Annotated in this window: 28 protein-coding genes; 17 read left to right on the forward strand and 11 right to left on the reverse strand. The window is 63.1% G+C overall.

What is annotated here, in order from left to right:
- Positions 1–2: 2 nt before the first annotated feature.
- Both ACFQ2F_RS10520 and ACFQ2F_RS10525 read right to left on the reverse strand, forming a co-directional pair.
- Positions 3–407, reverse strand: a complete 405-nt coding sequence (locus tag ACFQ2F_RS10520; RefSeq protein ID WP_379089604.1) for a DUF3597 domain-containing protein — start codon at positions 405–407, stop codon at positions 3–5.
- A gap of 184 nt (positions 408–591) precedes the next feature.
- Positions 592–1,959 carry an HWE histidine kinase domain-containing protein gene (locus ACFQ2F_RS10525; protein WP_379089606.1) on the reverse strand — a complete coding sequence of 456 codons (1,368 nt, stop codon included), beginning with the start codon at positions 1,957–1,959 and terminating at the stop codon, positions 592–594.
- Between the two features lie 623 nt (positions 1,960–2,582).
- Here ACFQ2F_RS10525 and ACFQ2F_RS10530 point away from each other — a divergent pair.
- Entirely contained in the window at positions 2,583–2,780 is a 198-nt protein-coding gene (locus ACFQ2F_RS10530; RefSeq protein ID WP_379089608.1) for a CsbD family protein, read from the forward strand.
- A 191-nt stretch (positions 2,781–2,971) separates the two neighbouring features.
- Positions 2,972–3,127 carry a DUF3309 family protein gene (locus ACFQ2F_RS10535; protein ID WP_069094004.1) on the forward strand — a complete coding sequence of 52 codons (156 nt, stop codon included), beginning with the start codon at positions 2,972–2,974 and terminating at the stop codon, positions 3,125–3,127.
- Between the two features lie 125 nt (positions 3,128–3,252).
- Here the strand turns inward: ACFQ2F_RS10535 and ACFQ2F_RS10540 are convergent, their stop codons facing one another.
- The gene (locus tag ACFQ2F_RS10540) at positions 3,253–4,062 is read right to left on the reverse strand and encodes a response regulator (RefSeq protein ID WP_379089613.1); all 810 of its coding nucleotides are present in this window, start codon (positions 4,060–4,062) and stop codon (positions 3,253–3,255) included.
- 306 nt (positions 4,063–4,368) lie between these two features.
- Between ACFQ2F_RS10540 and ACFQ2F_RS10545 the strand changes: the two genes are divergently transcribed.
- Together ACFQ2F_RS10545 and ACFQ2F_RS10550 are read left to right on the forward strand one after the other, a co-directional pair.
- Entirely contained in the window at positions 4,369–4,596 is a 228-nt protein-coding gene (locus ACFQ2F_RS10545; protein ID WP_379089615.1) for a NepR family anti-sigma factor, read from the forward strand.
- 44 nt (positions 4,597–4,640) lie between these two features.
- Positions 4,641–5,147 (forward strand): sigma-70 family RNA polymerase sigma factor, encoded by a 507-nt coding sequence (locus ACFQ2F_RS10550; protein ID WP_379090681.1) that lies wholly within the window; start codon positions 4,641–4,643, stop codon positions 5,145–5,147.
- 108 nt (positions 5,148–5,255) lie between these two features.
- On the opposite strand, the gene ACFQ2F_RS10555 is transcribed toward ACFQ2F_RS10550, so the two are convergent.
- A complete protein-coding gene (locus ACFQ2F_RS10555) occupies positions 5,256–5,417 on the reverse strand; it encodes a DUF1328 domain-containing protein (protein WP_379089617.1) in 162 nt (53 codons plus the stop codon).
- A 118-nt stretch (positions 5,418–5,535) separates the two neighbouring features.
- Here ACFQ2F_RS10555 and ACFQ2F_RS10560 point away from each other — a divergent pair, with 118 nt between their 5' ends.
- The 3 genes from ACFQ2F_RS10560 (at position 5,536) to ACFQ2F_RS10570 (ending at position 6,734) form a co-directional block, all read left to right on the forward strand.
- Complete coding sequence (locus tag ACFQ2F_RS10560) at positions 5,536–5,784, forward strand: hypothetical protein (RefSeq protein ID WP_379089619.1); 249 nt, start codon at positions 5,536–5,538, stop codon at positions 5,782–5,784.
- Positions 5,785–5,975: 191 nt separating this feature from the next.
- A complete protein-coding gene (locus ACFQ2F_RS10565) occupies positions 5,976–6,143 on the forward strand; it encodes a hypothetical protein (RefSeq protein WP_379089621.1) in 168 nt (55 codons plus the stop codon).
- 78 nt (positions 6,144–6,221) lie between these two features.
- Positions 6,222–6,734: a hypothetical protein gene (locus tag ACFQ2F_RS10570; RefSeq protein WP_379089623.1), complete on the forward strand. Its 513-nt coding sequence runs from the start codon at positions 6,222–6,224 to the stop codon at positions 6,732–6,734.
- A 3-nt stretch (positions 6,735–6,737) separates the two neighbouring features.
- Here the strand turns inward: ACFQ2F_RS10570 and pabB are convergent, their stop codons facing one another.
- From pabB to ACFQ2F_RS10600, 6 genes are all read right to left on the reverse strand, one after another.
- Entirely contained in the window at positions 6,738–8,582 is a 1,845-nt protein-coding gene (gene pabB / locus ACFQ2F_RS10575; RefSeq protein ID WP_379089625.1) for an aminodeoxychorismate synthase component I, read from the reverse strand.
- Positions 8,583–8,688: 106 nt separating this feature from the next.
- Positions 8,689–9,492, reverse strand: a complete 804-nt coding sequence (locus ACFQ2F_RS10580; protein WP_379089627.1) for a formylmethanofuran dehydrogenase subunit C — start codon at positions 9,490–9,492, stop codon at positions 8,689–8,691.
- Positions 9,489–10,397: a formylmethanofuran--tetrahydromethanopterin N-formyltransferase gene (gene fhcD / locus ACFQ2F_RS10585; protein ID WP_379089629.1), complete on the reverse strand. Its 909-nt coding sequence runs from the start codon at positions 10,395–10,397 to the stop codon at positions 9,489–9,491. Before fhcD ends, ACFQ2F_RS10580 begins: the two co-directional genes overlap by 4 nt.
- Positions 10,394–12,031 carry a formylmethanofuran dehydrogenase subunit A gene (locus ACFQ2F_RS10590; protein WP_379089631.1) on the reverse strand — a complete coding sequence of 546 codons (1,638 nt, stop codon included), beginning with the start codon at positions 12,029–12,031 and terminating at the stop codon, positions 10,394–10,396. The genes fhcD and ACFQ2F_RS10590 overlap by 4 nt, the downstream gene beginning before the upstream one ends.
- On the reverse strand, positions 12,031–13,134 hold the full coding sequence (locus ACFQ2F_RS10595; RefSeq protein ID WP_379089633.1) for a hypothetical protein: 1,104 nt from the start codon (positions 13,132–13,134) through the stop codon (positions 12,031–12,033). Before ACFQ2F_RS10595 ends, ACFQ2F_RS10590 begins: the two co-directional genes overlap by 1 nt.
- Before the next feature lie 120 nt (positions 13,135–13,254).
- Positions 13,255–13,635 carry a 4a-hydroxytetrahydrobiopterin dehydratase gene (locus ACFQ2F_RS10600; protein WP_379089634.1) on the reverse strand — a complete coding sequence of 127 codons (381 nt, stop codon included), beginning with the start codon at positions 13,633–13,635 and terminating at the stop codon, positions 13,255–13,257.
- Between the two features lie 123 nt (positions 13,636–13,758).
- On the opposite strand from ACFQ2F_RS10600, the gene ACFQ2F_RS10605 reads away from it, so the two are divergent.
- The 8 genes from ACFQ2F_RS10605 to fae all read left to right on the forward strand — a co-directional run bounded on the left by ACFQ2F_RS10605 (position 13,759) and on the right by fae (position 20,883).
- Entirely contained in the window at positions 13,759–14,142 is a 384-nt protein-coding gene (locus ACFQ2F_RS10605) for a nuclear transport factor 2 family protein (protein WP_379089637.1), read from the forward strand.
- Positions 14,143–14,268: 126 nt separating this feature from the next.
- On the forward strand, positions 14,269–15,198 hold the full coding sequence (locus ACFQ2F_RS10610) for a GHMP family kinase ATP-binding protein (RefSeq protein WP_379089638.1): 930 nt from the start codon (positions 14,269–14,271) through the stop codon (positions 15,196–15,198).
- A 133-nt stretch (positions 15,199–15,331) separates the two neighbouring features.
- On the forward strand, positions 15,332–16,228 hold the full coding sequence (locus tag ACFQ2F_RS10615) for an NAD(P)-dependent methylenetetrahydromethanopterin dehydrogenase (RefSeq protein WP_379089640.1): 897 nt from the start codon (positions 15,332–15,334) through the stop codon (positions 16,226–16,228).
- The gene (locus ACFQ2F_RS10620) at positions 16,206–17,351 is read left to right on the forward strand and encodes an ATP-grasp domain-containing protein (RefSeq protein WP_379089642.1); all 1,146 of its coding nucleotides are present in this window, start codon (positions 16,206–16,208) and stop codon (positions 17,349–17,351) included. The genes ACFQ2F_RS10615 and ACFQ2F_RS10620 overlap by 23 nt, the downstream gene beginning before the upstream one ends.
- Complete coding sequence (mch, locus tag ACFQ2F_RS10625; RefSeq protein WP_379089644.1) at positions 17,348–18,328, forward strand: methenyltetrahydromethanopterin cyclohydrolase; 981 nt, start codon at positions 17,348–17,350, stop codon at positions 18,326–18,328. The genes ACFQ2F_RS10620 and mch overlap by 4 nt, the downstream gene beginning before the upstream one ends.
- Positions 18,329–18,343: 15 nt before the next feature.
- Entirely contained in the window at positions 18,344–19,324 is a 981-nt protein-coding gene (locus tag ACFQ2F_RS10630; protein ID WP_379089645.1) for a RimK family alpha-L-glutamate ligase, read from the forward strand.
- Positions 19,321–20,181 carry a triphosphoribosyl-dephospho-CoA synthase gene (locus tag ACFQ2F_RS10635; RefSeq protein ID WP_379089647.1) on the forward strand — a complete coding sequence of 287 codons (861 nt, stop codon included), beginning with the start codon at positions 19,321–19,323 and terminating at the stop codon, positions 20,179–20,181. The genes ACFQ2F_RS10630 and ACFQ2F_RS10635 overlap by 4 nt, the downstream gene beginning before the upstream one ends.
- Before the next feature lie 192 nt (positions 20,182–20,373).
- Entirely contained in the window at positions 20,374–20,883 is a 510-nt protein-coding gene (gene fae, locus ACFQ2F_RS10640; RefSeq protein ID WP_379089648.1) for a formaldehyde-activating enzyme, read from the forward strand.
- Positions 20,884–21,041: 158 nt separating this feature from the next.
- Here fae and ACFQ2F_RS10645 read toward each other — a convergent pair whose 3' ends face one another.
- Complete coding sequence (locus tag ACFQ2F_RS10645) at positions 21,042–21,728, reverse strand: HisA/HisF-related TIM barrel protein (RefSeq protein WP_379089650.1); 687 nt, start codon at positions 21,726–21,728, stop codon at positions 21,042–21,044.
- A gap of 91 nt (positions 21,729–21,819) precedes the next feature.
- Here ACFQ2F_RS10645 and ACFQ2F_RS10650 point away from each other — a divergent pair, with 91 nt between their 5' ends.
- Together ACFQ2F_RS10650 and ACFQ2F_RS10655 are read left to right on the forward strand one after the other, a co-directional pair.
- Complete coding sequence (locus tag ACFQ2F_RS10650; protein ID WP_379089652.1) at positions 21,820–22,884, forward strand: hydantoinase/oxoprolinase family protein; 1,065 nt, start codon at positions 21,820–21,822, stop codon at positions 22,882–22,884.
- Positions 22,885–22,907: 23 nt separating this feature from the next.
- Complete coding sequence (locus tag ACFQ2F_RS10655) at positions 22,908–23,264, forward strand: hypothetical protein (protein ID WP_379089654.1); 357 nt, start codon at positions 22,908–22,910, stop codon at positions 23,262–23,264.
- Positions 23,265–23,301: the final 37 nt, after the last annotated feature.

Consider the following 23,301-nt stretch of genomic DNA (forward strand, 5'->3'; position numbering starts at 1 on the left):
CGCTACGACTTGAGGCTGTCGGGCACCTTGCCGCCGCTCTCGGCGAGCTTCGACATGACTTCCTTATGCAGCCAGATGTTCATCTCGGCAGAGCCGTCCAGAGCGCCGGTGTAACCGAGCTCTTCGGCAAGCTCCTTGCGCGCGCTGAGGCTGCTGTCGAGATCAAGCAGCTTCATCAGATCGACGATAGACTGCTTCCAGTTGTAATCGCCGGGCCGGTTCGCATCGATCTTGGCAATGATGGTCTCCACCTCTTCGACAGTGATGGGCTCCGCTGCGGCTGCCTCGCCAGGCGCTGCCGTCGGCGCCTTGCCCTCTTCCGCCTGAGCTTCGGCTGACTTGGCTTCCTCAGCCTTGGCTTCGCTGCTGCCGAATATCGAATCGACGATCTTCCCAAATATGCTCATCGGTTTGTCCCTCTCTGGGTTTGGATTTGATGGGGGCGCGTATGGCTGCAACGGCCAACACACCACACGGGCAACTCACAAATATGTACTCTAGAACAATACGCTGGCCCTCAGCCTTTTGGCACAAAGCCCGGCACCACTACTCAAGGCGCCCTCGGCCTGACGCGCGATGCCGGCTGGTAGCTTAGTCGGGGATCAGCTGGCTCGGCGGGATATCGATCTTGCAGCGCACCCCGTCCGGATCGAAGGTGAGATCCACCGCCCCGGTCAGGGCCTTGCCCACGACATTCTCGATCATGATCCGGCCGAAGCCGACGCAATCGGGACGCGGCACTTGTGGGCCGCCTCGCTCCTCCCAGACCAACCTCACGCCGTGGCCGTCCTGCTGGCCCCAGTGGACGTTGACATGGCCCTTCTCGGTGGAGAGCGCGCCGTATTTCTGGGCGTTCATGAAGAGCTCATGGAGGGCCAGCCCGACATTCTGCACCGCATCGGGCTTCAGCATGACGTCCTCGCCCTCGACCTCGATCTGATCTTCGCGCGGCCTCAGATGGGTGTAGAGCTGTGTCTTCACTAGGTTCTTCAGGGACGCGCCGCGCCAATCGTCGGCCACGAGAAGATCGTGGGCGGTCCCGATTGCCACAAGACGCGCATTGAAGTTCTCCAGGAACTCGTCGACGGAACAGGTCCGCGCCGCAGTCTGACGGGCGATGGCGTTGATGACCGCCAGCAGGTTTTTCGACCGATGGGTCAGCTCGCGCAGCAGAAGACGGAGCTGCATCTCCTGGGCCCGGCGCTGGCTGATATCGACCACGACGGAAATGGTGCCGGTGGGCTTCTCCTCCTTATCGAGCATGGGCTCGATGAGGATATAGAGGGCTCGCTGGCGCCCCCCCGCCTCGTAGCTCGTCTCCAGCTCCTGAGGCTCCTTGGTGGCCATCGCCTTCTTCTTGGCCGCGATGATGGGTTCGGCAACGCTGGGCGGCAGCACCTCTTCGTCGCGCCGGCCGAGCAGGTTCTTCGAAGACAGGCCGGGCGGCGGGTTGTGCACCCAGGTGAAGCGCATATCCGCGTCCTGGGTGAACACTCCGATGGGCGAATTGCGCAGAGCGATCTCGAACCGCTGCTTGAGGCGCTCCAGCTCGTGCTGGTGGGCGGCGACACGAACCTCAAGCTCCGATTCCGCGTCGGTAAGCGCCTGACGGGTTTGGGAATGGGCGGCGATCTCCGCTTCGAGCTTCCGATCGAAGCCGCCGCGCAGCCTCGGCAGCAACCGCCAGACGAGAACGAGCGCCACGAGGCTGATAATCCCGGCCACGATATTCAGCACCGCGGTGATGCCCGTGACCGGGGACCAGAAACCGATAACGTCGGCAAGATGGGCAAACCCGGCAACGCCCAGGCCGACGCCGAGCAGCAGGAGCATGGTCGGCGCGATGCCCTGTCTGCTCTCGGATTGGGAATAGAGCACGAGCAGAAGGGCCGCCAAACCGAGCAGCGAAAACGCCAGCAAACCTTCGCCGGCCGCTTGGAGATAGGAAAGCTCGGTCATAGCGCCAGAAGCACCAGTCCCGGATTTGGTTGCGGTCGAACCATCGTCGGATCCGAAAAGATTAGCAGCGACCCATGACTCCATCTCGTCCTCGAAACCTGTGACGCCAGGCCGAGCGAGATCGGCTCCCTGGACAAGCGTCTTACAGGCGGCTTACGGGATGTCACCCTGGCTCGCCCGAAATTTGACTTGGGCACTTTTACGGCCCGCGAGAGGGCAACAGGAAGTGCGTCTTCGAATAACACTCTGAAAGGCAATTCGTTCTCGCATCGAGGGCGGAATTTTCCGTTGCAGCTTTTCGGTCTTCCTCCAAAAAACAAAATTTTGCATGTCCGGGAACCCCCTTGAGGGCGCGACGTTTATTCGCCAATCGGATGTCGCACCCCCCGCAACTCGCCCCTCCAGCGGCACCGAGATTTAAAGAACGCCCGCTGCCCTCCCCCGGCGCGGGCGTTTGCTTTTGGTGCTCTGGACGCACGCGGGGCGCGCATCTGCTGTGACGCTCTAAAGAAAAATCACGCTTGCCAAACGGACGGCCGCCGGATTCAGGAACCGCCTTGTGCACGCGAACGTTGTTGGTGTCGGAAACGACGTAACGAAACAACAAGCCTTAGGAGGCCGAAATGAATTGGGACCAGATCGAAGGCAATTGGAAGCAGTTCAAGGGGCAAGCCCAGCAGCAGTGGGGCAAGCTCACCAACGACGATCTCGACCAGGTGGAAGGCCAGCGCGAACAACTCGTCGGCCGCATCCAGGAGCGCTACGGCGTTGCCAAGGAAGAAGCCGAACGCGAAGTCGACAACTGGATCGAGCAGGCCTAGCCAGGCCTGGAGATAGCTTCACGTCGCCGCCTCTAGCGGCGGCGTGAACTTTTGTTGCGGGGGACGATTTGGTTTTTCCACTTGCGTCGGATTGGTTCGCCCCGCGTCATTGTCGAAGAGTCGTTTACGGGAGCAGCGCCCGCACCGCTGCGGATGGGGCGCCCCTCGACGGGCGCGCATAAGGAGACATCATGCTGGGCACCATTCTCATCATCATTTTAATTCTGATTTTGCTGGGCGCCGTCCCGGCGTGGCCCTATAGCCGCTCGTGGGGTTACGGCCCGTCGGGCGTGGTCGGGCTGATCCTGGTCATTCTGATCATTCTCGTGTTGCTCGGCCGGGTCTAGGCTCGAGGTTTCACGAGACGACACAGAAAAGGGCGGTCCCGCGGGGCCGCCCTTTTTCTTGTTCGACGATTTTAATCGATGATGTTCCAGCAAGTGGCCGGCGCTTTCGAGGCGTCTCGTCCGTCCTACGCCTCGGCGTCGGAGCGGTCGCGCAGATGAGCGCGGCGCTCGAAGAACAGCGCCTGGCTGATGATCGCCTTCACCGTATCGGGCTGATAGGGCTTGGTGATCAAGAAGGCCGGCTCGGGCCGATCACCCGTCAGCAGCCGGTCCGGATAGGCGGTGATGAAGATCACCGGCACCTCGAAACCACCGAGAATCTCGTTCACGGCATCGAGCCCTGAGCTGCCGTCGGCGAGCTGGATATCGGCCAGCACGAGGCCCGGCTTCTGAGCATTCACCGCGTCGACCGCCTCGCTATGGGTGCGCGCGACGCCGGTCACGTGGTGACCCAGACCGTCGACGATACCTTCCAGATCCATGGCGATCATGGGCTCGTCTTCGATGATGAGAACGTCGGTCGCCACCTGCTTGGCGATCTCGCGGCCCGCCTCGTCCACCAGCTTGCGCACCTCGTCCTCATCGATGGACAGGATGGTGGCCGCTTCGGCGGGCGTGAAGTTCTCCACCGAGCAGAGCAGGAAGGCCTGCCGCGGGAGCGGCGTGATGGATTCCAGCTTGCGATCGATGGTGGACGCCAGGTCGGTCGAGATGTCGGGCTTGCGATTGACGTCGAGAGAATTCCAAAGCCCGACGAAGGTCTGATAAAGCGCGACGCGAGGCTCGATATCGGAATTGAAGACCGACGGGTCCTCGACGAGCACCTCCAGCGTCGCCGCAACGTAGGCGTCACCGGCCTGCTGAGTGCCGGCGAGCGCGCGGGCGAACCGGCGCAAATACGGAAGATGTGGCGCAATCGCTTTCGAAATCGACATGTAAATTCCGTCTCTGGAAAATTGGCAGGGCCTTGCCCAAAGGCCCTCATGACATTGACCCCAATGGCATGGGCAGGCGGGAAATGGCAACTCAAAAAGGTTGCCCGGGCTATTCAACACATTTGTTTCTTTTTAGGTTCCATAACGGAACCGACAGAGTTTCTAGGCGTTTCTGGCGCTTGAGAGACCGTTGCGTAATGGGACCTGTATCCGCTGTCGGACGCGGTATTGCGGATTGAAGGATGGCTTGTGACTGAAAAAGAAAAGCGCGAGGCTCGCAGCGAGCCCTCGGAAGAGAAGGGAAGGATGGACCTATCAACAGGGAATTCGTCGGACGGCACCATGGATGATGCGCCGTCTAGCGTTGCGGGCGGCAAAACGCCGAAGGAGGATCAGAGCGGCTTGTCGTCCGACCTTCAGGCGCATATTGGCCGGCAGCTCCGCGCAAGCTTCGACGAAGTGGCACGCGAGCCCATCCCGGATCGGTTTCTGCAGCTTCTGAAAGACCTTGAGGAAAGCGGGTCTAAGAAGTGAACCAAAAGGTTTCGGCGAGTTTGAAAGAAGCCCTGGTGGGCGAGATGAGCAACCTGCGCGCCTTTGCCGTGTCGTTATGCGGCGACAAGGAACGCGCGGACGACCTTGTTCAGGAGACTCTCTATAAGGCTTGGAATCACCTGGATTCCTTCCGGGAAGGGACGAACCTCAAGGCGTGGCTCTTCACCATCCTGCGCAACACCTATTTCTCGGAGCGCCGTAAGCGCCGCCGCGAGGTGGAGGATGCCGACGGCAGCTATGCCGCCAAGCTCTCCACGCATCCGGAGCAGCACGGCCATATGGATCTGCAGGATTTCCGCGAGGCCCTGGCCGAGCTGCCCGACGATCAGCGCGAGGCGTTGATCCTGGTGGGCGCTGCAGGCTTTTCCTACGAGGAAGCGGCGGAGATCTCCGATTGCGCCATTGGCACGATAAAGAGCCGGGTGAACCGCGCGCGCAACCGCCTGGGCGAAACCCTCGGTGCGAGCGGCGAAGAGTTCGATCAGGGACTGGCCTCGGCGCTTGCCTCTGCGGGGCCGACCGGCACCTAGACGCTGTCCCTATCCCGGTCAGCCTCTCGCGACGTGAACGGCACAAAAAAGCGGGCGTCCCCGTATGGAGACGCCCGCTTTTTTAATCGCTTCAATGTGATCCTGAGGCTAGCGCCGAATGATATTCGCCACGATGGTCAGCGCGAACAGGATCAGGGCAACGACGAAAATCAGCTTGGCAATTCCAACCGCCGTGCCGGCCAGCCCGCCGAAGCCGAGAGCCGCCGCAATCAAGGCGATAATCAAGAATGTAAGAGCCCAACCCAGCATTATAATCTCCTTTGATCGATCAATTTGATCCAGGCCTGGGCAACGCATTCATAGAGACAAAGGTTCACTTTGAGATGCAATTGTTCTGCATCGTGCGCGATTGAAGAGGAGGATTTTGATGGCAAAACTTTCTGCAGCAGAACTTGACGAGGCAAAGCTCGATCCGGCCGCCGTCTTCGAGCAACCCAAGGACGTCCTGGCCGCGGAGGAGCTCTCCAAGGAGGACAAGCGGGCGATTCTGCAGCGGTGGGAGATGGACGCCGACGCCCTGCTCCGGGCGGGTGATGAAGGAATGAGCGAGGATGCCGCCAGCGGCGCGCTCGTCCAGGATGTGCGCACAGCACTCGATACTATTGATTCTCAATAATCTTTCCTAGATCACCCTCTCATCCTTTTCAGGATTTCGCTCCATCGATCGGAACGCAAGCGCGTCTGCGACGTTTTGTTCACGGACCGGGGGCTGGGAATGCGAGCGCGATGCCGCATGCCTAATTCGCCTCTTCAGGTCTTGAGAATTGAACGAACCAAACTCGATTGATTGCGAAAGAGAGTCTGTTAATGGCACATGATCACACGAAGGACGAAATGCAGCCGAAGGAGGCCCGCCAAGGGACGCGCCCGAGCGGAATGGTCTGGGTGCTGCTGATTTCGACCGTGGTCGCCGCGGTCGCGATGTATCTTATTCTCGCGGTGGGCTGGACCGGTCCCATTCCGTGGACCAGCTAGCGGTTCGCTGAGATTGCAGGCCGCAAGCGAGGGAGGCGGCTTATCGTGAGACGATTTCGCTATGGGACGATGAGGAGCGTGGCTGTTGTGGCCGCGCTCTCTCTGTCTGTGATGTTCCTGTCTGTGATGTTCGGAGCATCCGGCCTTTCGGCCGCTCCCGGGGAGCGGATCGAAGACGGCGCCAAAGCGACCGCGGAAGCCCTCGATCCGGACGCCCGGCCCCGTTCCAGCGAGCCGGAGACACACTCCCCTTCCAGCTTCGAAAGCTTCGCGGAAGAGACCCTGCGCCGTCTCAACGAAAGCGTTTCACGGCTGCAGAGCGAGACGGAGGACGCCGCGCAGGCCTTCGGAGAGTCCATGACGGACTCCGCGGCGAGGATGGACGACGCCTGGGCGGACACGTTTGAGAAGTTCGAGTCGCTGCAGGGCGAGGTTCGCAAGACTTATAAGAGCCTGGAACGGCGCACGAGCCGGGCGATTGCCCAGTTCCAGCAATGGCTGGCCGGCGATCAGACCCGGCCACGGAGCCCTGCCCCGCGGCCAATCACACCGGAATCCATCGAAGGTGATGGAGAAGCGATCGCCGTATGAGCCTCAGCGGCTCTCCGCGGCAGCACCGACAGGCTTTGCGCCCTCGCCTTCCCCCTCAGCGCCCACGGGCTCCGCACGGATAAGTCCGCGGACGGAATTTCCCAGATAGACGCGATCGGCGCGCTCCAGATCCTCCAGGGTCAGGATGGCCTCGCTCGCCTCGACCCTCGGCAGATCGATCATCTCTTCCCGCAAGGTGCCGGGCAGCAGCCCGCAGGCAACCGCCGGCGTGTAGAGCCGCCCGTCCTTCTCCAGGAAGAGATTGGTACGGGTGCCTTCGGTGAGCTCGCCCTTGCTGTTGAGGAAGATGACCTCGTCGCAGCCCGTCGCCTCTTTCGCCGCCGCCATGGCCTCTTCGTAGAACTCCCGGCGCGTGGTCTTGTGGAAGAAGAAGGGATCCTTCTCATCCACCCGCCGGTCGGACACGGCGAAGGTCCAGACCGTGTTGCGGTCAGGCAGCGTGATCTCCTTGGCGGAGACGCTGATCGCACCGTCCTCGCCGAGCAGAAGCCGGACCATATAGGTCCCGCCCTGGAGGCTGCGGGTCTCGGCGGCGAGCGCCGCCTTCACTGCTTCGCGGTCGTACGGATAGCCGAAATGATGGGCGGAGGCCTTGAGCCGGTTCAGATGGCGCTCCAGCAGATAGAAGCCGCCGTCGGGCTCCCAGCGGATGGTCTCGATCAGATCGAAATTCTGGGCCGGTCTTGTGAGGAACTCGCCTTTCAGGAGGCATTCCTCATATTCCGCCTCGCCCTTGCTGTCGGCCACGACCCCGCTGCCGATACCCATCTCGCCTTTGCCATTGCTCAGCATCAGGGTGCGGATGGCGACGTTGAACTCCGCACCGCCATTGGGCGCGATGGTGCCGACGGAGCCGGTGTAGACGCCGCGCGGCAGATCCTCCAGTTCGCGAATGATCTCCATGGCGCGGACCTTCGGGGCGCCGGTGACGGAGCCTGAAGGGAACAGCGCCTTCAGCATCTCCCGCAGGCCCATGTCGCTGCGCATCTCCGCCCGGATGCCGGATGTCATCTGATGCACGGTCCGGTAGGTCTCCACGGTGAAGAGATCCGTCACCTCCACGGAGCCGATCTTGGCGAGACGGCCGAGATCGTTGCGCAGAAGATCGACGATCATGAGGTTCTCCGCCCGCTGCTTCTCGTCGACCGCGAGCCAGGTCTTCAGGCGCGAATCCTCCCGGGGCGTGCGGCCCCTCGGTGCGGTGCCCTTCATGGGCCGGGTGGAGAGCACGCTCCCCTCCCGCTTGAAGAAAAGCTCCGGCGAGAGCGACAGGCAGTGGAAGTCTTCCGCGCCGATCAGCCCGCCATAGGAGACCCGCTGCTTGCGGCGGAGCGCCTGATAGAGCGCGACGGGGTCGCCGCCGTAGCGGAAGAAATATTTCAGGGTCAGGTTGATCTGATAGACGTCGCCGGCGGCGATGTAGTCCTTCACCTTGGCGAAGGCGTCGAGATAATCCTTCTTGGAGCGGGAGAGCTCCAGATCCGTGACGTCGGGATCGCCCTCCCCGCCGGTGCGGGCGAGCCAGTTCTTGGTCTCCCGGTCGTCGAAGCGTTTCGGCGCGCGATAAAGGCCGATCCAGAAGAGCGGCTGATCGCGATTTTCGGGCATGAGATCGGCGAGCTTGGGCTCGAGGCAATAGCCGAGCTCATAGGCGAAGAAGCCGGCCGCGTAGAGGCCACGCTTCAGCCCCTGCTCTATGGCGATGAGCTTTTCCTCGACCTGGGACGGGTCGCGACAGATCACGACCTCCAGCGGCTCCTCGAAGAGGAGCGAGACGCCGCCAGGCCTCAAACTGTCATCCAGCAATACGAACGGAGAATCGGTCATGAACCGAAGCGGCTCCCTGTGATCCCAACCGGCGCTTGTCGTGCGCGCTCGTCAGGCAGACGGTCCGTGGCACGATCCGGCGCTAAGAGGCCAGACTAGCGCAAGGCTATCGGAGGATCAGCATCTCTCCCTTGCCCTTCGACGCCATGTCGCCAATGAGCCGCTGGGCCCGCCGGGGCAGACGGAGCTTCACGTCGTGCTCCTTCAGATGGCGCTCGAGCAGCTTCAGATAGGTAAACTCGATCACGCCGCAATCGGAGTATGTGGGCAGGATCTCCTTCGGCTCCTTCTTAAAGATCAAGGTGCCGCGCTTGTTGCCGTAGCCTGCGAAGCGCCCGACCTTGCCGAGGAAGACGATGGTGCCGGCCACGACGCGTGCACCAGCATAATCGCCGGCATCGCCGCAGACCGTGATGATGCCGCGGCGCATGCGCTCCGCCAGCATGGGACCGGCATCGCCGCGGATAATCAGGCGGCCGCCGCGCATGCCGTGCACCTCGCCGACCAGCACGCCGCCGGCGCGCTCGCCTACATTGCCGCCGATATCGATGGTGCCGCCGGACATGGCCGCGCCCGCATAAGGGCCGGCATTCCCCTTCAGCAACAGGGCGCCGCCTCTAAGCGATGCGCCTAGATAGGCTCCGGCATTGCCATCGACCATCACCTGGCCTTCGGAGAAGCGCGCGCCGATATGGTCGCAACGATGATCGGTGCCGACGAACCGGATGTTGGACGTCTCGTCGCCGGAGACCTTGAACAGATCGCCGACGCAGAGCTTGGTCCGGGTCGTGCCGATATGCAGCGCCTCGATATCCTTGGACTTCATTCCGGCCAGACGATCGGGCGTCAGGCAGGACAGATTGACCCGCTGATCGGGCGACTGCTTCATTTTGAAGGTGAGAGCGCTCAACCGACTATCTCCTTCAAGTGGAAATGATGGGGGCCGAGATTACCGCCGTAATTGCCAGCGGCGATCGCGACGATGCCGTCCTTGGAGCCGCCATCGAGCACGGCGTCCATGCCGGCCTTCATGGCGTCGGAGATGGCTTCAGGGGTCAGCCCGTCGATCACGATCTCCATGACCGCCTCGACATCGAGCGGAAGGTCGGTCTTCACCGCGCCCTTCAGGGTCGGGCAGTAAGCGTCGTTGGTGGAGGCGATCTGCCCCTTGTACTGAGAGCCGACCTTCGAGCCGGAGCGCACGATGCCGCCCGGGAACGGCGTGATGACGCCCTCCATCTGGCTCATGGCCTTCACGGCGCGGGTGCAGGCTTTCAGCACGCCTTCATGGGATTTGCCGAGCACCAGGAAGTTGCCGCCGCCGACGGCATCCTTGGTGAAGCCGGTCTTCTCCTCGCAGACGAACTCGCCGTCCATGACGGGGATGCGCCAGAAGCGGCGCCCCTCGATAACCTTGGACATCTGCCAGCCGTCGCCGAAGAAGCGCAGCGAGGAGCCGAGCTTCAGGGACGGCTTGCCGGGAATGCCGGCATAGCAGGCCGTGCCCGGACAGGTCAGCACGCATTGACCGACGCGGTTGCGGAGCTGCTTCTGCAGCTTGTCCTTGTCCATGGTGAAGAGCAGCACGGAAACGCCGGGACGGCCGTCATAGGTCTCGTCCTTGGAGAGCTTCCGCTCAATACCGGCCTCGGCGCCGCAGGCGATGACCGAGGTGGCGAAGCCGGTCATGGTGCGGGCGGCGATCTCCGCCCACTCCGCCGTCGGCGCCGTGATGACGACCCGCGTGCCGACCATGGGGAAGGCTTCCGCGAAGGTATCGACAATGGTGACGCCCTTGCGCTTGATATCCGTCATGAGGTCGTCTCCGGCAGCTTCGCGAAGCGGCCTTCGCGTCCTGCAATCCCCTCAGGCACGTCGAAGACCTCTGGGTTGATGCCGTAATTGTCGCCGTAGAACTTGTTCACCCGGCGCTTGATGTTGGTGTCGAACTCCGGGGTGGCGTGGAACGCCCTGCCCCAGGTGATGTCGGTGATCTGACCGTCGCGCACGACGAGCTTGCCGTCCTTGAAGACCAAGCTGGCACGGTCGAACATGGCGACCTTGTCCTTCTTCTCCGAATAGACCGCGACGTCGCCCACGGCGCCTGCGCCCAGATGGCCGCGGTCGAACAGGCCCAGCAGCTTGGCGGGCGCGGCCCGGGTCATCACGGCGAACTCCGACAAGGTGATCTCCCGGTCGATCTCGGCGAGGTTGGTCACCTCGCGTACGGCTTCCGGCAGCTTGTCGAGCCAGCGGGTCCGTTCGTCCTTGTCCATGAGTAGGCCGAAGATCTCCGGATAGCGGGTGAACAGCGCGCCGTTTGGATGATCGGTGGAGAACAGCACTTGCCACGGGTTCTTGGCGAGGAGGAAGATCTCCAGGCCGATGGCCCATTGCACGGCGTTCACGAAGCTCTTGGACTTGTATTTGTAGGGCACGACGCCGGTGCCATTGCCCTCGCCCTGATAGAGCGCCCATTTGCCGGGGCTGGCGGCCTTGCGGCCGTCGAACTGGCGCAGCACGTCGCCGGAGATGGTGACGGTCTGGCCGAACAGCACCTGGCCCACATCGACGGTGACGTTCGGGTGGGCATTCAGCGCTTCCACCAGGCGCGGCGCGCCGGAGGACAGGCCCTTCTCGCCTTCCGTGCCGTAGCCGTAGAACTGAATATGGGCGAAATGGATCGGCACGCCTTCGGCCGCCTCCATGGTGGCGATGGCGGTGTCGATATTGCCGGCGATGCCGAGATTGTTGCAGTGGACATGGGCCGGATGGGGCACGCCGAGATTGTGCACCGCATGCTGCATGGACTGCACGATCTGGCGCGACGTGGCGCCGTAATACGGCACCTCGTCATCCAGGTTGAAGGTCCGTGCATTGAACTTGAAGGCTTCGGCACCGCCCGCGTTGATGACCTTGAGCCCTAAGCACTTCGTATGGTCCAGGGTCCAGGCGACATAGTCCTGGATCTCGCTCTCCGACGCATTCTTCTTCAGCTGCTGAAGCGCGAAGTCGTCATTTCCGAGAATCGCCAGACCGCCGACGTCGAGGATCGGGATCTGGGACAGCTCCAGATGGGTCTGGATGGCGTGGGTCGGCTGTACGGCCGGCTCGATGGCCGTGGTGTAGCCCATCTGGGCATAGCGGAGGCCGGTCGCATACGCGCCCCAGGACGACGGTGTCGGCGGGATGTGCACGCCGCCATCGGCCGCCAGCAGCGGCAGTTCCGGCATCAGCTGGCGGGCCAGCGTGACGTTGGAGCCGGCGATATGGGAATGAACGTCCACGCCGCCGGCCATGACGATCTTACCGGAGACGTCATAGGTCTCGTCGGGCTCGCGGCCTTGGGCGTCAGCGACGATGCGGCCGTCCTCGATATAGAGATCGCCAACCGCATCGCGGTTGTTCGCGGGGTCGACGACGCGGCCGCCTTTCAGGCAAAGCAGCATTATGCGGCCTCCGTGGTCTTGAGACGGTCGGACAATGCGGCAAGCACGCTTGCGACGCTCGGGAGGCCCGAGCCTGCGCCTGTTGCCTTCACCATGCCGATACCGGAAATTTCAGGCAGATAGAGCGCCGCGCCGTGGTCGACACCGGGCGTGGCCACCTCGATCACGATATCGGCGTCCTTCGGCTTCACGGTGCCGGGCGTGGCCAAGGCGATGGTCGGCACGCCCGTGGGCGCCGATTCCTTGCCCTTCCCGAACGCATCGATCCAAACCAGCGCATCGGCCTCCAGGTCCGCAATCATACGGCAGGCATCGAACTGCCAGGCATCGTGGACCGGATCGCCATGAGCGAAGCTGGTGCGCACCGGCAGACCGCAGGTCCATACCGAGCAGAGATTGACGCCGTCGCCATTGCCGGGGACCGGAACTGTGTAGAGGCCGGAGCGGGTCTTGTCGCAAAGCCTACGGATCATATCCAGGATGACGTGGAGCACCGGCTCGTCCAGTTCGTCCGGCGAATAGACGAAGACGGAGAACGCCGCTTCGCGCAGGTGCCCGGCGAGCTCCAAGAGAGCCTGGGGCAGCGCCTTCTTGGGATCGCCGAAGGGATGCTCGTGGACCGCGGCCGCAAGCATGCCGACGGCGGTCGTCAGATCGACTTTCCGGATATCGATGGATTTGGTCTCCACCGTGTCGGGCAGCGCCATCGGCTTGGCACCGGTGGTGACCAGACGGCGCGGCTCTGCGCCGGGGCGCGGCAGGCTCTGCTTGGCCGGGAAGATCTTCTCCAGAAGGTCTGGATCGGTTTCCAGAGGCTTCTTGCCCAGTACGACAACGAGATCGGACCGGTTGCGCAACTCGCCGAGGCTGACGGGATTGGAGCCCGCTTCGCGCATCAGGCGATTGGCCCGGGCCATGCCGTCGCCACCCGCGTGATCGATCACCCCGCCGATTTCCTCGGCGAGGGTAAGCGCGGCTTCGGCGCCCGCGATATCGGTCATCAGACCTGCAATCAAAGGAAGGTTGGCTCGGTCCAGGAGCTCCGCTGCGCTCGCAAGCGCTTGCGACTCCTCGACCTCATTGCCGTTCAAATAGACCGCCATAGCGGCGCACCTTTATTCAGAAGCGAAGACCGGCGCAAGCATTCGAATGCGCGCAGGGCCGGCGGGGTTGAAGGACGCATGGGCGGCATCGTTGCGCGCCCAAGCGATTAGCGTGGCAGGTTACGATTTCGGCTTATCGTATTTGATATAGGCAAAGCGCTGATCGTCGGGCGTGCCCTCCAGGGCCCCATCCTCTACGCCGGGCTGCCAGTGAACCACCTCCTCGATCTTCTTCGCCAGTTCGAAATCCTTATCGGTGATTCCCTTGGCGGCGTGATTCTTCAGCCGAACCTCGACCCAGGCATAGGATGCCGTGATATCAGGATGATGAAACGCGGCCTCGGCGAGATGGCCGATGGTGTTGATTACCATCAAGGTGCTTTTCCAGCTGGCGGTCTTGTATTTGCGGCGAATCCAGCCGTCTTCCAGATACCAGTGCGGGAGCTCCTTGAGCCGTTCTTCGCATTCCTTTTCGTCGTATACGCGTTCCGAATTAGCCATGACACCTGTCTTTGAAATATGTCGCTCGAGTACCTCGCGGTGGGAAAAACTCCACCCTCTTGCTTGACGCCAGCATACCGAGGGGCTTCATGCGCAGCAATGAAAGCTTCCCGGGAATGCGCCATGCATGAGCTTGAACGCAACAAGAAGGTGGTGGTTTCGTTTTACAACCTTATGTTCAATCAATGCCGGCCGCGCGAAGCGATCGAGCTTTATGCCGGTGCCGACTACCGACAGCACAATCCAGGCGTCGAGGACGGCAAGGCGGGCTTCATCGCCTATTTCGAGGAGATGGCGCGCCGCTATCCCGGGAAGCGGGTAAACATCAAGCGTGTGATCGCCGAGGGCGATCACGTCGTTCTGCATTGCCATCAGGAATGGCCCGGCGATCACGACTGGGCCGGGATCGACATCTTCCGGTTGGATAAGGATGGCAAGATCGTTGAGCATTGGGACGTCCTGCAGATCGTGCCCGATACATCCGCCCACTCGAACGGAATGTTCTGAGTACATTCTTCTGGGCGCATGGCTTTGCGTTGGCTCTGAGAAAGATCTCGATTGACGAAATTTGATCGCATACCCGCCTCCGCCCCCGGAGGCCCCGGCGGAGCGTCCTGGCCGCAAAGCGTGTCGGTGACGACGCGGGCCCGCCTGCATTTCGGATTCTTCGATCCGAGCGGCCAAGGGGCGCAGCCTTTCGGGAGCTTCGGGCTGGGGCTCGACCGGCCGGTGACCGCGCTCACGCTTTCCCGCGCCGACGCGCTGACCGTTAGCGGACCGGAAAGCGAACGTGCAGGCAGCTATCTCACCAAGCTTGCGGAGATGGCCGGCCGGGACGGCAACTACTCGCTTGATATCGCTTCGGCGATTCCCTCGCATTCAGGTCTCGGCTCGGGCACTCAGCTCGCTTTGGCCGTCGGGGCAGCGTTTGCCCGCATTGAGGGGCTCGCCCTCTCTCCGCGGGAGATCGCAAGCACCCTGGACCGGGGGCGCCGGTCGGGAATCGGCATCGGCACGTTCGCCCGCGGCGGTGCTGTGATCGACGAGGGGCCGCGCGGCGGCGATCTTCCGGTGGTGCTGGCGCGGGCCGACTTCCCCGAAGAGTGGCGCGTGCTTCTGATCTTCGATCCGGACTGCAAGGGGCTGCACGGTTCAGGCGAGCTGGAAGCCTTCGCCACGGCGCCCGCCTTTCCGGATGCCGAATCGGCCCGGCTTAAGCAGCGCTCGCTTCATTCGGCGCTGCCTGCCCTGACCGAGGGGTATTTCGATCGGTTCTGCGAAATCATCGGCCATCTGCAATCGGTCATGGGGCTCTATTTCGCCCCATATCAGGGTGGCCCCCTGGTGAGCGAAAACGTCAGCGCAGCGGTTCATTGGCTGCGCGGCGAAGGTTATCGCGGGGTGGGCCAGAGCTCGTGGGGTCCCACGGGGTTTGCCATCCTGCCGAGCGAGCAAGAATCCGACCGGCTGCTGGCCGACGCAGCGAAGCGGGACGAATTCTCTGGGCTTCGATTCGAGCTGGCCCGGGGCTGCAACGAGGGCGCCCTGATCGAGTGCCGGTGACGGGGAGCGGCTGGCCCCGGCCATCGCCGCGATCCTTCTAGGACTTGTGCCGCCTTCAACCGTTTGCCAGATATGCTGTGACCGGTTGAGACGTTCGCTATTCGATTACGAAATTTTTGGGAGATGAAGGTCCATGGCGCATCGCCACATTCTGCACATGCTCACCCCGCTCAAATATATGAGCCCCTTCGACGTCAACATGGCGGTGGATGCAGGGTTCGACGTGGTGATCCCTTATACAAACGTCACCGAGAGCGACGTGAACGGGCTGGTGCAGGACGCGATCTTCTCCCGCGGACCGGAAGGCGTGAAGCAGACCGGCATCTTCATCGGCGGCAAGCGCGCCATCGAAGCCCTGAACATGATGGATAAGGCGAAGGAGGCCATGGTGCCGCCCTTCGAGATCTCCGTCTTCGCCGATCCGGCAGGCTCCTTCACCACCGCCGCGGCCATGGTCGCCTGCGCCAACAAGGCGCTGGAGGACAAGTTCGACACCGGGCTGAAGGACAAGCGTATCGCCATCTATGGCGGCACGGGTGTGGTGGGCTTCGCGTCCGCCGTGATCGCAGGGCTGCATGGTGCGACCCCGGTTCTCGTCGGCTATGACGGGCCGGAGCGGGTGCGCCGCCTGGCGGAAGAGTCCAACGAGCGCTTCGACGCCAATCTGCAATATGCCGACGGCAGCACCGAATCCCAGAAGACCGACATTCTGAAAGAGTGCGACATGACGTTCTCCGCCGGTCCGGCCGGGCGTCAGCTTCTCACCACCAACCAGCTGAAAGAGGCCGACAAGCTTCTCGTGGCGGCGGATGTGAACGCCGTTCCGCCGGCCGGCATCGAGGGTGTCGGCATCAAGGATAACGGCGAGCCCATCGACGGACTGAAGACGGTCGGCATCGGCGCGCTCGCCATCGGCGACGTGAAGTACAAGACCGAGGCCGGGCTGTTCAAAAAGATGCTGGAATCCGACAAGCCGCTCTATCTCGATTTCCGCGACGCCTACGACCTTGCCAAGACCATCGCACCGTAGCGGTGCGTCCGTCCTGATCGCGGCGGTCTCGGCCCGAAGCCTGGCCGCCGCCGCGTCACGGGCGGGGCTTACGCCGCTCACGGTCGATTTCTTCGCCGATCGCGACACACAAAAGATTGCGGCCAAGAGCCTGACCTTCGACGGGCCGATGAAGGCAGGGATCGCGCAGGACGATCTTCTCGACAAGCTGGTCCGTCTCGCCGACGCCGCCCCCTCCCCGCCGATAGGCTTTCTCTATGGCTCGGGCTTCGAGACGAACCCAGACATGCTGGAGGCGATCGCTCGGCGCTGGCCTGTGCTTGGGAACGCCGCGGAGACCGTTGCCACGGTGAAGGATCCCGCGCGCTTTTTCGAAACGCTCGATGCGCTCGACATCCCCCATCCGAAGACGCAAATGACGAGGCCGTCCTCTCCCGAGGGCTGGCTGGCGAAGCGGATCGGCGGCGCCGGCGGGAGCCATGTGGGGCCCGCAACGGCAGCCCATTCCGACGGCGTCTACTATCAGCGTCAGGTGGAGGGCGTGCCCGCCTCCCTGCTCTTCGTCGCCAACGGACGCGAGATCACGCCGCTTGGGTTTAGCGCCCAATGGTCCGCGCCGGGCGACCGGTCTCCCTGGCGCTATGGCGGCGCGGTGCGGCCGGCCGATCTTCCCGAGGCTGTCGAAGGACGGATGATGGAAGCGGTTGCATCGCTCGTCGCGGCGTTCGGAGTGGTGGGGCTCGGCAGCGCCGATTTTCTCGTCGCGAGCGACACCGCCCGGCTCCTGGAGATCAATCCGCGGCCAGGAGCGACCCTCGATATCTTCGACGATGCGGACAGTCCGCTGATTTCATTTCACCTTGACGCGGTGACGAGGCGAAAGCTACCCAGCCTGCGAGGGATGAGCGATGCGGCCGCCAGCGCGGTCGTTTTTGCGACGCGCGGGGTAACTGTTCCGGCGGCATTTGCATGGCCGGAATGGGCTTCCGATATACCGAAACCGGGCGAGCATATCGCAAAGGACGGGCCCATCTGCACGGTGGTGGCCCGGGAGAGGACGAAGGACCAGGCACGGCAGCTCGCCGAGACGCGGGTCCGGGACATCATGGCTGCGCTGAGCGGCGTACAGGAGGGTTTTAAGTGAGCGACAAGATCGAGGCGCCGAGCGTCAACAAGACTGTGAAGCCGATCGTGGAGAAGATGATCGCCGAAGCGGATCAGCTTCGCATCAAGGTCTCGAAAGGCGCGTCCGGCGAGACGCTGATCGATTGCGGCGACAAGGCCCCGGGCGGGCTGGAAGCCGGACGCCGCATGGCGGAGGTCTGCCTCGGCGGGCTCGGCACGGTCACCTTCGATGTCGCCGACACGGCAAGCCCCTGGGCGTTCAATGTCACCGTCCACACCAGTCAGCCTGTGATCGCTTGCCTCGGCTCCCAGTACGCGGGCTGGAGCCTTTCGGCCAAGAAGGACGACGGCAAGACCTATTACGTGCTTGGCTCCGGGCCGGGCCGCGCGCTCGGCTCGTCGGAGCCGCTCTTCGAGGAGCTGGGCTATCGCGACAAGGCCGATGAGGCCTTCTTCGTGCTCGAAGCGGACGAGGCGCCGCCTGCTCCGCTCGTGAAAGAGGTCGCCGAGGCCTGCAAGGTGAAGCCGGAGAACCTCACCTTTATTTATGCGCCCACCACCAGCCTTGCCGGCATGGTGCAGATCATCGGGCGCAGCCTGGAGGTCGCGCTGCACAAGGCCCATGAGCTGCATTTCCCGCTTGAGAATATCGTCGACGGCATCGCCTCGGCACCGCTTGCGCCGCCTGCCCCCGACTTCGTTCAGGCCATGGGACGCACCAACGACGCCATCATCTATGGCGGCCGCGTGCAGCTCTATGTGAACGGCGACGAAGCGGCGGCCAAGGAGCTCGCCGAGAAGCTACCGAGCTCGGCCTCCAAGGATTACGGCCAGCCGTTTGCCGAGATCTTCTCCGCCGTGAAGGGCGACTTCTACGCCATCGACAAGATGCTGTTCAGCCCGGCCCAGGCCATGGTGAGCGCGCTGGAGAGCGGCAAGAGCTTCCAAGGCGGCGAGATCGACGAGACGCTTCTGAACCGCTGCTTCTCCAAATAGCGTAAGACCGCATAGATGGCAGACATCACGCCTCTCGCCTCCAACTCAGGCGACCGCACCCAGCCGCGGCCGCGCCGGGACGCACCGATCCTCCTGTTCGGAGACGGCAAGGACTGGCACGGCAAGAGCCTGGGCCGCGCCTTCGAGGCGCGGGGCATTGCGCCCATCACCGTGCCTTTGGGCGCGTGTGGCTTCGACACGACGAAGCCTCACGGACTCGCGATTCCGGGCCTCGGAGATGAGCTGCCCGCAGCTGCCTTCGTGCGCTTCGTGCCCGGGGGCAGCTTCGAGCAGGTCACCATGTATCTCGGCGTGCTCCATGCCTTGCGGGATTCGGGCGTGCTGGTCTGGAACGATGCGCGTACCATCGAGGCCTGCGTCGACAAATCGACCACCAGCTTCCGCCTGGCGAAGGCGGGCCTGCGGACGCCGCGCAGCTGGACAACGGTGCATCGCGACGAGGCGGTCGACATCGTGAAGCGTCTCCAGGCCGAAGGTCTCAAGGCGGTGCAAAAGCCTCTCTTCGGCGCGCAAGGGAACGGGCTAGTGCTCGTCGAAACGCCGGACGATCTGGCGCCCGACGAGGAGGTGAACGGGACCTATTACCTGCAGGAGTTCGTGCCCCCTGCCCTGGACGATCAGTATCAGGACTGGCGCATCTTCGTCTGCCGCGGCCAGGTGGTCGCCGCGATGCTGCGCCACGGGCTGAGCTGGATCACCAATATCAAGCAGGGTGCGCGCGCCAAGGCGGCGATCCCGTCGCAAGATCTGAGCGATATGGCACTTAATGCTGCGGCGTGCGTTGGTGCCGATTACGCCGGCGTCGACGTGATCCAATCGCGGGACGGCGGCTTCCTTGTTTTGGAGGTGAACAGCATGCCGGCCTGGAACGGTCTTCAGAAGGTCACCAAGTTCGGCATTACCGAACAGGTGGTGGACGCTTTCCTCGATGCCGCCTTTGCCCATGGCCAGGCGGCGGAACGAGATAAGGCATGAGCGAAGGGCTTTCCGACGACGCCATCGCCAAGACGTATATCGAATCCTGTTTGGCGGAGCTGGACGCGCTGAAGCCCGGCAACGTCCACCGCTATGCCGACGATCCGCGTCACGTGGTTTCGGATTTCGAGAAGAGTGCGGAAGTCTCCGCCCCGTTCGTGGCCGATTCCGAACTCGGGGTCGGCGAACGCATCAAACGTGCGGCTGAAGCGACGGCGGATGCCTGCGGCACCAATACGAATCTCGGGATCATCCTGTTGACGGCGCCGCTCGCGGCCGCTGCTCAGCGGAGTTCAAAGAAGGATCTTCAGCACCGGGTGGCGAAGATTCTGATGAAGCTAGACCGGTCCGATGCGCAGGCTGCCTATGCCGGCATCCGAGCGGCGAATGCTGGCGGGCTCGGCGAGGTTCCCGAACACGATGTCGCCGAGGAAGCCTCGACCTCGCTGCTAGAAGCGATGTCCGCTGCGCAAAGCCGCGACCGAATTGCCTGGAACTACACCCATGATTTCGCTGACATTTTTGAAATCGGCCTGCCCGCTTTGGTGGACGCGATGGAGCGGTGGAGTGATCCGAACTGGGCTCTTGCCGCAGTGTATATGACGTTCCTCGCCGCTGAGCCCGATAGCCTGATCGCGCGCAAGCACGGAATGGAAAAGGCGAGCGAGGTACGCGAGGAAGCGGCCGAGCTGACAGAAAAATTTTTGGCTTCCTCGGAGCCCGAAAAATTCACCTCTGAGATGCTCTGTTCCGACCGGTCACTCAAAAAACGTGGCCTGAATCCGGGCACTACAGCCGACCTCACGGTTGCGACATTATTCGCCGACCGGCTGCAACGGCTCGAATCCGCTCAATAAAAGGCCTTATTCTGCGGATAATCGACTTGCTCCTGACATCGACGCCTGCTTATGTTGCCCCGGCAACTCCGCACAGGAGTTGTGAACGAAGAGCGTTTGAGGCATAGCGCTCTCTTCGGTCGGTCCGGGCGCTACGACAGCGGCGGCGTCGATCTCTTTTTGGATTCCTTAGAATTAGGGAGGGCTTTTTTCATGGCCAAGATTACGAATGTACGCGTCGGCGAGTCGCTCGTGGGCGATGGCAACGAAGTTGCTCATATCGACCTTCTCATGGGCCCGCGCGGCTCCGCTGTTGAGACGGCTTTCTGCAACGCGCTGACCAACAACAAGGACGGCTTCACCACGCTTCTGGCGGTTGTCGCTCCGAACCTGCTCTGCAAGCCGAACACCATGCTGTTCAACAAGGTCACCATCAAGGACGCCCGTCAGGCAACCCAGATGTTCGGCCCGGCTCAGTATGGCGTCGCCAAGGCTGTTGCGGACTGCGTCGCCGAGGGCATCATCCCGGCTGACGAGGCTGACGATCTCTACATCTGCGTCGGCGTCTTCATCCATTGGGAAGCCAAGGACGACAAGAAGATCCAGGACTACAACTACGAAGCCACCAAGCAGTCCATCGAGCGCGCCGTCAAGGGCGAGCCCACGGCTGCCGAGGTTACCGCTCAGAAGGACACCGCTTCTCACCCGTTTGCGGCTGGCTGAAAAGGCGAGCCCCCCGGTCGGGGCGAATCCGGCGATTCACCGGGCCCGATACGGCGGTGGTTACAGAAGCTGGGTTTTTGAGTTAACGGCACGGCGCCTTAGGGCGCCGTGTTAGAGGCTGATAATCGCCGCCTTCTCCGGAAGGCGGCGATTTCTTTTTATGGAAGCGCCCCGCTGTGAAGCGCCGTGGCGACCAGCGCGCCGCTGGCCCCTGCGTCGGCCGCCGCGTTCAAGTCTTCGATCCCCCGAATGCCGCCGGCGGCATAGAGCGCCGTCGCGGGCTGCGCCTGTTCCTCAATCTCTTTCAACCGCGCAAGGTCCGGACCTGCGCCGGAGCCCACGGCGCCGAGCGTCATGACAATGATGCGCTTCGGCCAGAGCTTCGGATCGGCGAGCATCAGCTCCGGTCCGCGAAAGCCTTCATTGTCGAAATCGAGGGAGAGCACCAGCCCTTCGCCGACGGCTGCGCACATGCTAGCCCATTGGGAAAGCTGGGAGAGGGATTCGGAACCGATCACCGGGGTCAGCCCGGCCTTCAGACAAAGCCGCACGGGCTCGGCCTCTGCGAAGCCGGCATCCACCCAGATCTCCGTTTCCGGCAGCGCTTTCCTGATCTCGCGGCAGAGGGAGGCGTGATCGCCCCGCCCTTGGATGGCATCGAGATCGGCGATATAGAGCGCGCTGGCCGCGGCCCGGGCGACGAGAACCTTGGCAAGGGCCACGGGATCGTCCGCGGACCCGAGGGGGCTCTCGATGGGCTTATAGGTTTCGCGCGCCCCGGCCTTGCCGTGGACCACCTGCCCGTCCAGCAGGTCGAGAACGGGAATGACACCGAATTCCTTCATCGCTCACGGATAGCGGTTGCCGTGCCGCTTGAACAGCGGCGCTCTATCGCGGAAGAGAAGGTCAAAAGCAGAATACCATGAGCAAACTATCGTGAGCACTGTGATCGGCTGGGATCTCGGCGGCGCCAATCTGAAGCTAGCCGTCGTGGACAACGGAACGCTGACAAAGGCGGTCCAGATCCCCTGCCCCATTCTTCCCGATCGCGCGAAATTCGACCAGGCGGTCGAGTCGGCGCTTCATGCGGTGCCGCAAGCGGCAAGGCCGGACCTTCATGCCGTGACCATGACGGGCGAGCTTTCCGACGTGTTCGAGAGTCGCACCGAGGGGGTCGCCTATCTGATCGCTCTGATGGAGCGGGCGGCGGGCGCCACGCCGCTTCTGATCTGGGCCGGCACGCGCGGGCTGCTTGCGCCCCAGGATGCGAAGGCCGTAACTCGGGCGATTGCGTCGGCCAACTGGCTCGCTACGGCGGCGCTGGCCGCGCAGCGGGAGCCGGAAGGCCTGCTGGTCGATATCGGCACGACGACCACGGATCTGATTCCGTTCCGGGACGGGTCGCTTCTCATTCGCGGCACGACCGATGCCGAGCGGCTTAGGGAAGGCGAGCTGATCTATTCGGGCGTCGTGCGGACCCCCGTCATGGCGCTTGCGCAGAAGGCGCCGTTCCAGGGCCGCATGCAGGGCGTCGCGGCGGAGAAGTTCGCAACGCTTGCCGATGTCTACCGGCTGACCGGCGACCTCCCCGGCGATGCCGATCCCTACCCCACCGCCGACGGGCGGGTCAAAAGCGTTGAGGCGAGCGCCGCCAGGCTGGCGCGCATGCTCGGGCGCGATGCCGACGATGCGCCCATGGCCGATTGGATTGCCGTTGCGAAATGGTTCGCCGACCGCCATTGGCAGCAGATCGCGCAAGAGGCCGAAGCTCTCATCGGCCGGGACGGGCTTTCTCCGGATGCTCTCGTGGTCGGTGCCGGCTGCGGGCGGTTTCTGGCGGCAGCGCTCGCCAACGCGCTTCGACGCCCCTATCGGGATTTCGGCGCACTTATCGGGGCGCCCGAGGCCTTGCGCAGCGCCGCGGCGGTCTGTGCGCCTGCGGTTTCGGTGGCTTTTCTGGCTGCAACCGATTCGAACGGCTCCGCGTTGTCCTCCCGGTAGGAAACAGCCTTTTGGAGCCTGAAATGCGTAATTGTTTTGTAGCTTTCGCCCTGATGCTCGGCGCTGGCGCGCTCATGACGGGCACGCCGGCTCACGCCACCCCCGGTCAGGCCGCGACCGTCAGCTCGTCAGCCTCTGCTCAAACCACTGTCCAGCCGGTCGATTATCTCGACCGTGCCGAGCGGCGTCTCCGCCGGAACGGCTATACGGTGATTCCGCCGGCCCCGCCGGCTGCCGCGCCTGTGATCGTCGGTGAAGGTCCGGTTGCCGTCGTGCCGCCCGGCGCGCCGGTCGTGCCCGTGCAGCCGACCACGTGCGGCGAGTATCACTATTGGAACGGCGTGGCTTGCGTGGATAAACGCTACGAAGAAGCGCCGTAGAGACCGCGCATCTTATGGAGGGGCCGATGCCCAGAGT

This window comes from Methyloligella solikamskensis (genome assembly GCF_042676065.1).
GTDB classification, from domain to species: Bacteria; Pseudomonadota; Alphaproteobacteria; order Rhizobiales; family Methyloligellaceae; genus Methyloligella; species Methyloligella solikamskensis.